13 protein-coding genes are annotated in these 12647 nt (G+C 71.6%); 4 read left to right on the top strand and 9 right to left on the bottom strand.

Features of this window, described 5'->3' with window-relative positions; translation table 11 throughout:
• Positions 1 to 31: 31 nt before the first annotated feature.
• The 6 genes from leuA to ACFFF6_RS09555 all read right to left on the bottom strand — a co-directional run bounded on the left by leuA (position 32) and on the right by ACFFF6_RS09555 (position 6163).
• On the bottom strand, positions 32 to 1732 hold the full coding sequence (gene leuA / locus ACFFF6_RS09580) for a 2-isopropylmalate synthase (protein WP_376980383.1): 1701 nt from the start codon (positions 1730 to 1732) through the stop codon (positions 32 to 34).
• Between the two features lie 252 nt (positions 1733 to 1984).
• Positions 1985 to 2944, bottom strand: coding sequence for a GTPase Era (gene era, locus ACFFF6_RS09575; RefSeq protein ID WP_376980141.1), 960 nt, complete (start codon positions 2942 to 2944; stop codon positions 1985 to 1987).
• The gene (locus ACFFF6_RS09570; RefSeq protein ID WP_376980140.1) at positions 2937 to 4247 is read right to left on the bottom strand and encodes a hemolysin family protein; all 1311 of its coding nucleotides are present in this window, start codon (positions 4245 to 4247) and stop codon (positions 2937 to 2939) included. Before ACFFF6_RS09570 ends, era begins: the two co-directional genes overlap by 8 nt.
• Positions 4248 to 4260: 13 nt before the next feature.
• Positions 4261 to 4725: an rRNA maturation RNase YbeY gene (gene ybeY, locus ACFFF6_RS09565; RefSeq protein WP_376980382.1), complete on the bottom strand. Its 465-nt coding sequence runs from the start codon at positions 4723 to 4725 to the stop codon at positions 4261 to 4263.
• Positions 4719 to 5792 (bottom strand): PhoH family protein, encoded by a 1074-nt coding sequence (locus ACFFF6_RS09560; RefSeq protein WP_376980139.1) that lies wholly within the window; start codon positions 5790 to 5792, stop codon positions 4719 to 4721. Before ACFFF6_RS09560 ends, ybeY begins: the two co-directional genes overlap by 7 nt.
• A complete protein-coding gene (locus ACFFF6_RS09555) occupies positions 5789 to 6163 on the bottom strand; it encodes a histidine triad nucleotide-binding protein (protein WP_376980138.1) in 375 nt (124 codons plus the stop codon). The genes ACFFF6_RS09560 and ACFFF6_RS09555 overlap by 4 nt, the downstream gene beginning before the upstream one ends.
• An 87-nt stretch (positions 6164 to 6250) precedes the next feature.
• On the opposite strand from ACFFF6_RS09555, the gene ACFFF6_RS09550 reads away from it, so the two are divergent.
• On the top strand, positions 6251 to 6817 hold the full coding sequence (locus ACFFF6_RS09550) for an NADPH-dependent FMN reductase (RefSeq protein ID WP_376980137.1): 567 nt from the start codon (positions 6251 to 6253) through the stop codon (positions 6815 to 6817).
• A gap of 54 nt (positions 6818 to 6871) precedes the next feature.
• The gene (locus ACFFF6_RS09545; protein ID WP_376980136.1) at positions 6872 to 7423 is read left to right on the top strand and encodes an NADPH-dependent FMN reductase; all 552 of its coding nucleotides are present in this window, start codon (positions 6872 to 6874) and stop codon (positions 7421 to 7423) included.
• An 83-nt stretch (positions 7424 to 7506) separates the two neighbouring features.
• On the opposite strand, the gene ACFFF6_RS09540 is transcribed toward ACFFF6_RS09545, so the two are convergent.
• The 3 genes from ACFFF6_RS09540 to hrcA form a co-directional block, all read right to left on the bottom strand.
• Positions 7507 to 8280, bottom strand: a complete 774-nt coding sequence (locus tag ACFFF6_RS09540) for a 16S rRNA (uracil(1498)-N(3))-methyltransferase (RefSeq protein ID WP_376980135.1) — start codon at positions 8278 to 8280, stop codon at positions 7507 to 7509.
• 1 nt (position 8281) lies between these two features.
• On the bottom strand, positions 8282 to 9409 hold the full coding sequence (gene dnaJ / locus ACFFF6_RS09535) for a molecular chaperone DnaJ (protein ID WP_376980134.1): 1128 nt from the start codon (positions 9407 to 9409) through the stop codon (positions 8282 to 8284).
• Positions 9410 to 9470: 61 nt separating this feature from the next.
• Positions 9471 to 10472, bottom strand: a complete 1002-nt coding sequence (gene hrcA, locus ACFFF6_RS09530) for a heat-inducible transcriptional repressor HrcA (protein WP_376980133.1) — start codon at positions 10470 to 10472, stop codon at positions 9471 to 9473.
• Between the two features lie 152 nt (positions 10473 to 10624).
• On the opposite strand from hrcA, the gene ACFFF6_RS09525 reads away from it, so the two are divergent.
• Complete coding sequence (locus ACFFF6_RS09525) at positions 10625 to 11500, top strand: DUF3097 domain-containing protein (protein ID WP_376980132.1); 876 nt, start codon at positions 10625 to 10627, stop codon at positions 11498 to 11500.
• Between the two features lie 91 nt (positions 11501 to 11591).
• On the top strand, positions 11592 to 12557 hold the full coding sequence (locus tag ACFFF6_RS09520; RefSeq protein ID WP_376980131.1) for an NYN domain-containing protein: 966 nt from the start codon (positions 11592 to 11594) through the stop codon (positions 12555 to 12557).
• The last annotated feature ends 90 nt before the right edge of the window (positions 12558 to 12647 follow it).

The following is a 12647-nucleotide window of genomic DNA, read 5'->3' as shown; positions in this document are numbered from 1 at the left end:
AGGGCCGGTCCGATGCGATGCTCGCGCTGCGTCAGCGCTGCGAGCGGTTGAGCGCGGAGACGATCGCCGCGAGCGAGGCGCGGGTGATCGAGCCGTCGATCCCGACGCCCCAGAAGATCCTCTCGCCGATCTCGCACTCGACATAGGCGGCCGCCAGCGAGTCGTCGCCCTCGGTGAGGGCGTGCTCGGCATAGTCGAGGATCCGCAGGGAGACATGCTTGGTGGCCAGAGCCTTCACGAATCCGTCGATCGGGCCGTTGCCGATCCCGGTGATCTCCTGCTCCTGGCCGTCCACCAGCAGGTCGACCGTGATCTGGTCGGCGCCCTCCCCCGCGGACTCCTGCCGCACGCCCCGGAAGCCGAAGCGGCCCCAGCGGCGGCCGTGGTCGTCGGCGGGCAGGTACTCGTCGACGAAGGCGTCCCACAGCGAGGACGGGGAGACCTCGCCGCCCTCGGAGTCGGTGATGCGCTGCACGATCGAGGAGAACTCGATCTGCAGGCGGCGGGGCAGATCCAGGCCGTGCTCGGTGCGCAGCAGGTAGGCCATGCCGCCCTTGCCGGACTGCGAGTTCACGCGGATCACCGCCTCGTAGGAGCGGCCCAGGTCCTTGGGATCCACGGGCAGGTACGGAACGCGCCAGACGAGGTCGTCGACCTCGGACCCCGCCGCGGCGGCGTCCTTCTCCATGCGCTCGAAGCCCTTCTTGATCGCGTCCTGATGCGAGCCGGAGAAGGCGGTGAACACCAGATCGCCCCCGTAGGGAGAGCGCTCGGGCACCTTCATCTGGTTGCAGTGCTCGACGGTGCGGCGCACCTCGTCCAGGTCGGAGAAGTCGATCTGGGGATCGATGCCCTGGCTGAACAGGTTCAGGCCCAGGGTCACCAGGTCGACGTTGCCGGTCCGCTCGCCGTTGCCGAACAGGCAGCCCTCGATGCGGTCCGCCCCGGCGAGGTAGCCGAGCTCCGCGGCGGCGACGCCCGTGCCGCGGTCGTTGTGCGGGTGCAGGGACAGCACCACGGAATCCCGGCGGTCCAGGTGGCGGTCCATCCACTCGATCGAGTCGGCGTACACGTTCGGGGTCGCCATCTCCACCGTCGCCGGCAGGTTGATGATCATCTTGTCCTCGGGCGTCGGCTTCATCACCTCGATCACGGCGTTGCACACCCGCACCGCGTACTCGAGCTCGGTACCGGTGTACGACTCCGGCGAGTACTCGTAGGTGATCGCCGTCTCCGGCACCGTCTCCTCGTACTTCTTGCACAGCAGCGCGCCCTGCACCGCGATGTCCAGGACGGCGTCCTCGTCGGCGCGGAAGACCACGTCCCGCTGCAGCACGGAGGTCGAGTTGTACAGGTGCACCACGGCGCGCTTCGCGCCCTTGACCGCCTCGTACGTGCGGGCGATCAGGTGCTCCCGGGACTGGGTGAGCACCTGGATCATCACGTCGTCGGGGATGCGGTCCTCGTCGATCAGGGTGCGCACGAAGTCGAAGTCGGTCTGGCTCGCCGCCGGGAAGCCGACCTCGATCTCCTTGTAGCCCATGCGGACCAGCAGGTCGAACATGCGCAGCTTGCGCTCGGAGTTCATCGGGTCGATGAGGGCCTGGTTGCCATCGCGCAGATCGACGGCGCACCAGCGGGGGGCACGGGTGATGCGGCGGGAGGGCCACGTGCGGTCGGGCAGGTCCACGGCGATCTGCTGCTCGAAGGGCAGGTACTTGTGGATCGGCATGCCGGACGGCGTCTGGGGCGCGTCGCCGCGAGGGCCCACGACGGGGACCGAGGGGTCCTGGATCGCGGGCACGGAACGGGTGGAGGTGGCAGTCACGGGAGGTCCTTCTTCACGATCGATGGGTCGCCGGGGGCGTGAGGGAAGCCGCGGCGAGGGCCCGGCGATCAGGCCTCGACGCGGCGGATAAGCAGAAGGTGCGCTCCACGCATGAGCGACACCGTAGCACCGTCGCGGGAGTGCTCGCGCCGCGGTTCAGAACCCGAGCCGCCCCAGCTGCTTGGGGTCGCGCTGCCAGTCCTTGGCGACCTTGACCCGCAGGTCCAGGTGGACCTTCCGCCCCAGGAGCTGGTTGATCTCCCCTCGCGCGGTGCTCCCGACCTCCTTCAGCCGCGAGCCTCCGCGACCGATGATGATCCCCTTCTGGCTGTCGCGCTCCACGAACAGGCTCGCCCGCACCACGAGGCGGCCCTGGCCCGGGGCGACCTGCGCGAAGGGGTCGCCGTCCGGATCGGTCTCGACGACCTCCTCGATGACCACCGCGATCGAATGCGGCAGCTCGTCGCGGACGCCCTCGAGGGCCGCCTCGCGGATCAGCTCCGCGATGCGGTCATCGCGCGACTCCTCCGTGAGCTGGTCGTCGGGGTAGAGCTGCGGCCCCTCGGGCAGCTCGCCGGCGATCACCTCGAGCAGCACGTCGACCTGCTCGCCGGTCACGGCGCTGATCGGCACGATCGCGTCGACGTCCAGCAGCTGGTCCACCGCGATCAGGTGCTCGGTCAGACGCTCGGGTCCGACCAGGTCGACCTTGGTGACCACGGCGACGACGCGCGGACGGGAGCGAGCGCCGCGCAGCTCCGCGAGGTCCTCGGCGATGAAGCGGTCTCCGGGGCCGATCCGCTGATCGGCCGGGAGGCAGAAGCCGACCACGTCGACCTCGGAGAGGGTCTCGCGCACCAGGTCGTTCAGCCGCTCCCCCAGCAGGGTGCGGGGCCGGTGCACGCCCGGCGTGTCCACGAGGATGATCTGGGCGTCCTCACGGGTGACGATCCCGCGGATCGCACGGCGGGTGGTCTGCGGCTTCGAGGAGGTGATCGCCACCTTCTCCCCCACGAGGGCGTTCGTCAGGGTGGACTTGCCGACGTTGGGTCGGCCGACGAGGGCGACGAAGCCGGAGCGATGGGTGCGCCCCGCGGGGCTCTGGGTCTCAGTCATGGTTCTCCTCGAGGTCACGGGGGTCGGCGTCCTCGCGGACGGCGCGGGAGACGATCAGGGTGGACAGGCGCTTGCGGCGCCCGCTGGTGCGCTCCGCCTCCAGGTGCAGGCCCAGCACTTCGGCCTCGGCGCCCGGGATCGGCACCCGGCCCAGGGCCTTGCCGAGCAGCCCGCCGATCGAGTCGACGTCGTCGTCGTCGATCTCGAGGCCGAACAGCTCGCCGGTCTCGGAGACGCTCTCGCGGGCGGGGACCCGGAAGCGCCCCTCCCCCAGATCCTCGACCTCGGGCTCGCGGCGGTCGTGCTCGTCGGAGATCTCGCCGACGATCTCCTCGAGGATGTCCTCGATCGTGACGATGCCGGACACGCCGCCGTACTCGTCGACGACGATCGCGACGTGGACCCTGCCGGTCTGCATCTGGCGCAGGACCTCGTCGGCGCCGACGAACTCCGGGATGAACTCCGCAGGCCGCATCAGCTCGCTGACCAGCCGATCCCCGCGAGGATCCCAGGGCGAGTGCACGGCGCGGATGACATCCTTGATGTACAGCATGCCGCGCAGGTCGTCGGTGTTCTCGCCGATCACCGGGACGCGGGAGAAGCCGGAGCGGACGAACAGCCGCACGGCCTTCTCCGCGGTGGTGTCCGCATCGATCGTGACCATGTCGGTGCGCGGCACCATGATCTCGCGGACCACGGTGCCGCCCAGATCGAAGACGCCCTGGATCATGTCGCGCTCGTCGTGCTCGAGCTGCTCGTTCTCCAGGGCCCGGTCCACGCTGTGGCGCAGCTCCGCCTCCGTCGCATAGGGGCCGCCGGAGACCTTCCCGCCGGGGGTGAGCGCGGAGCCGATGTGGATCAGCAGGTGCGAGAGGGGCCCCAGCACGGTGCGCGTGACGGCGATCAGCAGCGACAGCCGGATCGCGACCGTCTCCGGCAGGCGGCGGCCGATGGTGCGCGGCGAGACCGAGACGGCCAGGAAGGAGCCGACGCCGGCGATGAGGATCGACAGGAGCGTGGGCCAGACCCAGCCCTCGAAGGTCTCGAAGATGATCGCGGTGATGGCCACGGCCATCACCGCATCGGACATGACGCGGCCGAGGCCGATGGCGGCGAGGGTGCGCGGCGCGTCGTCATGCTGCTGGAGGACGCGGCGGCGCAGCCTCTCGGGCCGATCCTCGAGGGCGCGCTCGAGACCTCCGCGGGAGTTGGCGAGCAGGGCGGCGTCGGCAGCGGTGAGGGAGGCCCCGAGCGCGAGGCTGAGCACGGCGAGCGGGATGAGGACCAGGAGCAGAGCTGTCATGGCGCCAGAGCCCTCAGGCCTCCTGCCCGCGGGTGGCGAGGAACGTCAGGAGGAGCTTGCGCTGGAGGTCGAACATGACCGCGCGCTCCTCGGGCTCGGCGTGGTCGTAGCCCAGCAGGTGCAGGATCCCGTGGGTGACCAGCAGCAGCATCTCCTCGGCGGCGCTGTGCCCGGACTCGGCGGCCTGACGGGCGGCGACCGTCGGGCACACGACGATGTCGCCGAGCAGACCCTCCGGAGAGGGCTGCTCCGGGCTGCCGGGGGTCAGCTCGTCCATGGGGAAGCTGAGCACGTCGGTGGGGCCGGGCTCGTCCATCCACTGGATGTGCAGCTGCTCCATCTCCGCCTCGTCGATGAAGCGCAGGCCCATCTCCGTGGCCGGATGCAGGTGCATGGCCTCGAAGACGAAGCGGGCCAGCGCCACGAACTCGAGCTCCTCGATACGGGCGGTGGTCTCGTTGCGGACCTCGATCATGATGCGGCGGCTCCTCGCGGGCTGGTGGGGTTCTTCGGGCCGCCGTGGCGGCGGGACTCGCGGTTGCCCCCGGGGCCGACCTCCCAGCGTCCGTAGGCCTCGACGATGTCGCTGACCAGACGGTGCCGGACGACGTCGCGCGCGGAGAGGCGGCAGAAGGCGATGTCGTCGACGCCGGAGAGCACCTGCTCGACGACCCGCAGGCCGCTGCGCTGCCCGCCGGGGAGGTCGACCTGGGTGACGTCGCCCGTGACGACCATCGTCGAGTTGAAGCCGAGCCGGGTCAGGAACATCTTCATCTGCTCGGGCGTCGTGTTCTGCGCCTCGTCCAGGATGATGAAGGCATCGTTGAGGGTGCGCCCGCGCATGTAGGCCAGCGGCGCGACCTCGATCGTTCCCGCGCCCATGAGACGCGGGATCGACTCGGGGTCGAGCATGTCGTGCAGGGCGTCGTAGAGCGGCCGCAGGTACGGGTCGATCTTCTCGTTGAGCGTGCCCGGCAGGAAGCCCAGGCGCTCCCCAGCCTCGACCGCGGGGCGGGTCAGGATGATCCGGTTGATGCGCTTGGACAGCAGCTGCTGGACCGCCATCGCGACGGCCAGGTAGGTCTTCCCGGTTCCGGCGGGACCGATCCCGAAGGTGATCGTGTTCTCGTCGATCGCGTCGATGTACGTCTTCTGCCCGAGCGTCTTGGGCCGGATGGTCCGTCCCCGCGCGGAGAGCACCGCCTGGGCCAGGACCTGCTCGATGCGGGCGCCGTCGCGCCGTTCGTCCCCGTACAGGGCCGCGGCGCGCTGGACCGCTTCCGCGGTGACGGCCTGTCCCTTCGCGGCCAGCTCGATGAGCGAGCGCATGATGTGCTCGCTGCGCCGGAGCGCGTCCTCCGTGCCGCGCAGCGTCACCTGGTGGCCGCGCACATGCACGTCGGTGTCGGGGACGACGTCCTCGAGGGCGGCCAGGGCCTGGTCGTTCTCCCCCAGGACCTGGAAGGGACTGAGGTGGTCGGGGATCGCGAGCCGGCGCTCGCGCACCTCGGGCGGGCGTCCGGGAACGGCGTCGAGATCGGTCACAGTGCTCCTTCTGCGAGCGGTCCGCCCGCGAGGACGTGCGCGTGCACGTGGAAGACGGTCTGGCCGGCGTTCGCGCCGGTGTTGAAGATCAGCCGGAAGTCGCCGTCGGCCTGCGCCGATGCGACCTCTTCAGCGACCTCGACGATGCGGGAGAGCAGCTCCGGGCGCGCGCGGAGCTCCCGCACGTCACGGCGGTGCTCGCGCGGCACCACGAGGACGTGCACGGGCGCCTGCGGGCTGAGGTCGCGGAAGGCGATCACCTCGGAGTCCTCATGGACCCGCTCGGAGGGGATCTCGCCGGCCACGATCCGGCAGAAGATGCAGTCGGGCTCGCGCAGCGAGGTCGAGGTCATCGGGGACGTCGGAGACATGGACCCGAGTCTACGCGGGAGCGCCGCGTTCATGCGGCGACGCACAGGCGGCCCGGGGGCGCAGCGGAGCGCTAGCGTGAGCCCACTATGACGCACCTGGGAATCCTCGTGGCCAGCAACCGTCCGCAGAGCATCGGCGCGCGCGTCGCCGGCTGGGTCGAGGAGGCGGCCGGCGCCTTCGACGTCGACCGCATCGACCTGGGCTCCCTGGCGCTTCCCGCCTTCGACGAGCCGTACAGCCCGAAGGCCGGCCGGGAGCCCGAGCACGAGCACACGCGCGCCTGGGCCCGCCGCGTCACGGCGCTCGATGCCGCGGTGATCGTCACCCCGCAGTACAACGGCTCCTATCCGGGGGTGCTCAAGAACGCCGTCGACTTCCTCTACGCCCCGTGGAACGCGCTGCCCGTGCTGGTGGTGGGCTACGGCTGGGGACGGGGCGGCGAGGTGATCGGCCATCTCACGACCCTGCTCGAGCGGGTGGAGGCCGATCACGTCGGATCCGTGGGCCTCGGCTTCCGCGAGGACCTCTCTCCCGAGGGCGAGCTGTTCGTGCGCCCGGACACCGCGCGCGCCCTGTCCTCGGGGCTCGCGACCCTGACCGCGCGCGGCTCCCGGTCCGCCCGCGCCGGAGGGACCCAGGTGATTGAATGTTGAAGAGATCACAGCGGTTCCGGGAAGACCCGCAGGTCCGGAGCCGTTGGAACCTGCATGGCATCCCTTGGAATCATCGTCTCCAGCACCCGCCCGAACCGCATCGGCGAGCACGTCGCCCGATGGGTCGGTGAACATGCGGACGGCTGGGACATCGACCTGATCGACCTGCGCACGGTCGCCCTCCCCCACTTCGACGAGCTCGCCCCGCCGAAGTCCGGCGCGGAGCGCACCACCGACCACGCCCGCGCCTGGGCCGAGCGGATCGGCGCGCTCGACGCCGCGATCATCGTCACCCCGCAGTACAACGGCTCCTACCCGGGATCGCTCAAGAACGCCGTCGACTACCTCTACGCCGAGTGGGAGAACCTGCCCACGATCCTGGTCGGCTACGGCTGGGGCGAGGCCGCGGACGTGCTCGAGCTGCTGGGCCGCCTCATGGCGCGCTTCGGCACCGATGTCGTCTCCGAGATCGGGCTGGGGCTGGGCCAGGACCTGAGCCCCGCCGGCGAGCTGGACGTGCGACCCGAGGTCGAGCTCGCCCTCGTCGAGGCGCTCGGCACCCTGCGCGAGCATGCCGACGCGCGCATCGGCGCCACGGTCGCCTGATCCCCGCAGACCCCCGGACGAGGGCCGGGTCGCTCCCAGGAGCGGCCCGGCCCTCGTCTCGTCCCGTGCGCAGCGGAGCGGGCTCAGCCCCAGCGGCCGATGAGCGCGCTGATCGCCGCGATCGCCGCGGGGCCCGCGGTCGAGGAGCGCAGCACCTCCGGGCCGAGCAGCACGCTGCGGGCGCCGGCCTCCTGCAGCTCCGCGACCTCCTCGGGGGCGATGCCGCCCTCCGGCCCCACGATCAGCACGATTCGCCCCGCCGCCCGCATCTGCGGGACGAGGGTCGGCAGCCCCGTGCTCTCCTGCTCGTGCAGGACCAGGACCAGGTCCCCCTGCGCCGTCCACTCCGCGGCGCACCGGACCAGCTGCGCGGTGCCGAGCGGCTCGGCGACCTGGGGGATGCGGGCCCGCCGGGACTGCTTGACCGCCGCCCGGACGGTCGCCTCCCACTTCGCGCGCCCCTTGCGCTGCTTCTCCCCGCGCCACACGGACACCGAGCGCCGCGCGATCCAGGGCACGACCGCATCGGCCCCGAGCTCCGTGGCGGACTCGACGGCCTGCTCGTCCCGACCCCCGGTCGCGAGCGCCTGCACCAGCACGAGCTCGGGCGCGCGGGTCGCCGCCGTGCGCGGCGGCTCGCACAGCCGCAGCTCGAGCGACTCCTTCGCCGCCGCCTCGACCTCCGCGAGGACCTGGGTCCCGTGGAGGTCGGTCAGCAGGACCCGCTCTCCGACGCCGATCCTCGCGACCTTGGCCGCGTGCCTGCCCTCCTCCCCGGCCAGGTGGCACGGGTCTCCGGCGCGCAGGGGCGCGAGCTCGCGATCCAGGACGAGGAAGGCGGACGGCGTCGCGGGCATCTCAGAGGTCCCGGAACCGCTCGCGGATCTTGTCGAACATGCCGCCGTGGCGGCGTCCGCCGGTGCGGGGGGTCTCCTCGCCGCGGAGGGCGGAGAACCGCTCCAGCAGCTCGGTCTGCTCCTCGGTGAGGCCCGTGGGGACCATGACGTCGAGCTCGATACGGATGTCGCCGCGCCGCTCGCGGCGCAGCGGGGACACGCCGAGGCCCTTGAGGGTGATCTCCTCGCCGGGCTGGCTGCCCGGGCGGATCCGCAGCTCCTGCACGCCGTCGAAGGTCTCCAGGGGAACGGTGGCGCCGAGGGCGGCGGAGGTCATCGGCACGCTCACCTGGGCCACGAGGTCGTCGCCCTCGCGGTGGAAGACGTCGTGCTCGGCGACGGAGAGCTCGACGAGGAGGTCGCCGGAGGGGCCGCCGGCCTCGCCGACCTCGCCCTCGCCGCGCAGCTGGATGCGCGTGCCGTGCTCGACGCCGGCGGGGATCTTCACGGTGAGGGTCCGCTCGTCCTGGATGCGGCCGTGTCCGGCGCAGGCCGTGCACGGATGCTCGATGATGTCGCCATGGCCCTCGCAGGTGGGGCACGGCGCCATCGTCACCATCTGGCCCAGCAGCGACTGCGCGACCCGCTGCACGTGGCCCGAGCCGTTGCACTGGGTGCATCGAATGGGGCTCGTCCCCTCCGCCGCGCAGGAGCCGTGGCAGGTCTGGCAGAGCACGGCGGTGCGGAAGGTGATCTTCTGCTCGGTGCCGAAGACCACATCGCGCAGGTCGATCGTCGTCCGGCGCAGGATGTCGCCGCCGCGGCGCTGGCGCGGGACCGGGCCCTGGCCACGGCCGCGCATGCCGGAGGCCCCTGCGAACATGTCGAAGATGTCGGAGAAGTCGAAGCCGGCCCCGCCGCCGGGGAAGCCGCCCATCCCCGGCCCGCCGCCCATGTCGTACTGCCGGCGCTTGTCGGGGTTCTTGAGCGTCTCGTAGGCCTGGGAGACCTTCTTGTACTTCTCCGCCGCCTCCGGGTCCGGGTTCACGTCCGGATGCAGCGAGCGGGCCGCCTTCTGGTAGGCCTTCTTGATCTGGTCGGTCGAGGCGTCCTTGGAGACGCCGAGCAGCTCGTAGTAGTCCTCGTTCACGAAGGGGATTCCTCAGATAGTGGATGGGGGCGGAGTCGCAGCGGGCGGGCGAAGAGTCCCGTCACTCCAGGAAGCGGTTGATGTAGCGGGCGAGCGCCTGCACCGTGGAGATGCCGGTGACGTAGTCCATGCGGGTGGGGCCGAGGATCGCCAGATGCGATCCGGGACGATACCCTGCGCCGACGAGGGCGGCTTGGGTCAGCGAGCGGTTGCGGATCTCCTGGCCGATGCGCACCTCGACGGCTCCGGGCTCCGCACTCATCTCCGAGAGCAGCCGCAGCAGCACGAGCTGCTCCTCGAGCAGATCGAGCAGGGGCTCCATGTCGCGGGAGAAGTCGGCGGCGGAGCGGGCCAGGTTCCCCGTGCCGGCCAGCACGATCCGATCCTCGGTGCGGGAGGCCGCGAGCGCGGCGACCATGTCCGTCACCTCGCGCACGCTGTCCTGGTCGGGGGCGGGGCTCGCGGCCACGAGCTGGTCCAGGCTCCGGTCCACGTCGGTCACCTCGCGTCCGCTCACGGCGCGCAGCAGGCCGTCGCGCAGGCCCGCGTAGAACGCCGCCTCACGGGGCTGGGACAGCGCGATGGTGCGCTGGTCCACGCGGCCGGACTCGGTGATGAGCACGACCAGCAGGAGGGAGTCCGCGACCTTGACCAGCTCGATGTGCCGCACCCGGGCCTGCTGCGGCGCCGGATACTGGACCATGGCGACCTGGTGGGTCAGCTGGGAGAGCAGCCGCACGGTGCGGAAGAGCAGCTCGTCGACGTCCCCGGCGTCCTCGAGGAAGGTGCTGATGGCGCGCCTCTCCCCGGTGGAGAGCGGCTTGATGGTCGCGACGTGGTCGACGAAGGCGCGGTAGCCCTTGTCGGTGGGCACGCGCCCGGCCGAGGTGTGGGGCTGGGTGATCAGCCCCTCCTCCTCGAGGACCGACATGTCGTTGCGCACCGTGGCCGCGGAGACGCCCAGGTCGTGACGGTCCAGCAGCGACTTGGAGCCGACCGGCTCGCGCGTGGCGACGAAGTCCTCGACGATCGCGCCGAGGATCTGCAGCTTGCGCGGATCCATCTCCGGCACCTCCCGTCCCTGTCTCTGCGGTGTCTCTGCTGTCTGCGTGTCTGCGTCTCCCGATGCTGGCACCCGAGGGCCCAGAGTGCCAATGCTACGCGTTCCGGGCGGGCCTGCGAGAGAGGCGTTCGCCACCGGGGTACCGTGGCGGCGTGTCACCGAGCTCCTTCCCCGATCGCTATGGCTCCGATGTGCTGGGCACCACCGCGGCCCACCATCGGCGCCGCCCCGTCGCCCGTGACGTGCCCGTGGCGCGCGGGCTCGTCGTCGAGGAGGCCGGGACCGGCTTCACCGGCGCCGTCACCCGCCTCGAGAAGATCGCCGGCGAGATCTGCGTCGAGCTGGAGGACCGCCGCGGGATCGTCCGCAGCTTCCCGCTGGGACCGGGTTTCATGATCGACGGGAAACCGGTCCGCCTGGTCCGCCCCGCGCCGGCCGCGCAACGGGCGCCGCAGCGCTCGGCGAGCGGCTCCGTGTACGTCGAGGGCGCCCGGGCCCGCACGGCCCGCGCCTCCCGGATCTGGGTGGAGGGCAAGCACGATGCCGAGCTCGTGCAGAAGGTCTGGGGACACGACCTGCGGATCGAGGGCGTGGTCGTCGAGATGCTCGACGGCGCCGACAACCTCGCGGAGCGGGTCGCCGACTTCGCTCCCGGCCCGCGCCGACGGCTGGGGATCCTCGTGGACCATCTCGTGCCCGGCTCCAAGGAGACCCGCATCGCCCAGCAGGTCATGCGCATGCGCGGAGCGCAGGGGAACGTCCTGATCCTGGGACATCCGTACGTCGACGTGTGGCAGGCGGTCAAGCCCGCCCGGGTCGGCCTCGAGGCCTGGCCGCATGTGCCCAAGGGCACCGATATCAAGGTCGGATCCCTCGCCGCCCTCGGCTGGCCCCGCGCGAGCCAGATCGACATCGCCGAGGGCTGGCAGCGGATCCTCGCGACCGTCCGCTCCTACGCCGACGTCGAGCCGACGCTCTCGGGTCGCATCGAGGAGCTCATCGACTGGGTCACCGCCCCGCAGGAATGAGGCGAGCGGTCGGCGCGGGCCCGCATCGGCGGTACATCGGCGCCCTACAGTGGAGGCTCCCGCCCGTCCCCCGCCCCGAAGGGTCCCCACCGTGCGCAGCGCCATCTTCGTCGACGCAGGCTTCCTCCTCTCCGTCGGCAGCAGCACCATCACGGGCACGTCGCTGCGAGCCTCCACGACGGTGGACACCGAGCCGCTGATCCGCGGGATCCTCCGGGCGACGGCGGAGGACTCGGGACTGGATCCGCTGCGCCTGTACTGGTACGACGCGGCCCGGCACGGGGTGTTCACCGAGGAGCACCGTCGCATCGCCCTGCTCGACGACGTGAAGGTGCGCCTCGGACGGCTCGGGGTGAACGGGCAGCAGAAGGGCGTGGACCTCCGCCTGGGCCTGGACCTCGTGGAGATCGCCCGCAACGGCGCCGCCCGGACGGCGTACCTGCTCACCGGCGACGACGATCTCGCCGAGGCTGTCGAGGCCGCCCAGGATCTGGGGATGCGGGTCGTGCTGATGGCCGTGGCCTCGCGCACCCACCGTCTGGGCTGGCACTCCGTGGCCGAGCACCTGGCCCTCCAGGTCGACCGGATCATCGCCCTGCCGCAGGAGCTCATCGAGGAGACCTTCCGTCCCGTCTCCCGCACCGCCGCCCCGTCCGCGGCGCCGCGCCCGCACCCTCCCCTGCTCGGCGCGTCCGCGACGCCCTCGCGTCCGGAGATCCTTCCCACCCCGGGGGAGGTCGCCGCCCGCTCGACCCCGCCGCCGCTGTACTCCACCTCGTCCCGCACCGAGGGTCCCTCTCCCGCCGAGCACCCGGCCGAGTCCCTCCTCGACGTCGCCCGCACGGTCGCGGAGAACGCGGCCCGCTCCTGGTACGGGAGCACGACGATGCAGGAGCTGGAGGAGGTCGTGGGCGACCGGCCCTTCCTCCCGGCGGACATCGACGGCGCCCTGCTGCGCGACTGCGCCGAGAAGATCGGCACCGAGGACACCAGCCGCCAGTCCGTGCGCCGGCATCTGCGCGAGGTGTTCTGGGAGACGATCGACCAGCTCCACTGATATGTGGGGTTTCCCTGTCAAGTGGGCAGGGTGAAGCGGGGCATCCGTCCGTCGACGGGTGCCCCGCTTCGTCGTCCCTGCGGCAGGGGC

Origin of the sequence: Brachybacterium hainanense (assembly GCF_042434575.1) — a bacterium.
In the GTDB taxonomy this organism is placed as follows: domain Bacteria; phylum Actinomycetota; class Actinomycetes; order Actinomycetales; family Dermabacteraceae; genus Brachybacterium; species Brachybacterium hainanense.
The sequence above is the reverse complement of the archived record's forward strand: the minus strand, read 5'-3'. Positions and strand labels throughout refer to the sequence as shown.

Coding starts and splice junctions, on each gene's coding strand:
- ACFFF6_RS09555 (WP_376980138.1), bottom strand. CDS start 6,163: ATGTCTCCGACGTCCCCGATGACCTCGACCTCGCTGCGCGAGCCCGAC.
- hrcA (WP_376980133.1), bottom strand. CDS start 10,472: ATGGATCCGCGCAAGCTGCAGATCCTCGGCGCGATCGTCGAGGACTTC.
- ACFFF6_RS09540 (WP_376980135.1), bottom strand. CDS start 8,280: ATGCCCGCGACGCCGTCCGCCTTCCTCGTCCTGGATCGCGAGCTCGCG.
- era (WP_376980141.1), bottom strand. CDS start 2,944: ATGACTGAGACCCAGAGCCCCGCGGGGCGCACCCATCGCTCCGGCTTC.
- ACFFF6_RS09545 (WP_376980136.1), top strand. CDS start 6,872: ATGGCATCCCTTGGAATCATCGTCTCCAGCACCCGCCCGAACCGCATC.
- ACFFF6_RS09550 (WP_376980137.1), top strand. CDS start 6,251: ATGACGCACCTGGGAATCCTCGTGGCCAGCAACCGTCCGCAGAGCATC.
- ACFFF6_RS09570 (WP_376980140.1), bottom strand. CDS start 4,247: ATGACAGCTCTGCTCCTGGTCCTCATCCCGCTCGCCGTGCTCAGCCTC.
- leuA (WP_376980383.1), bottom strand. CDS start 1,732: ATGCCGATCCACAAGTACCTGCCCTTCGAGCAGCAGATCGCCGTGGAC.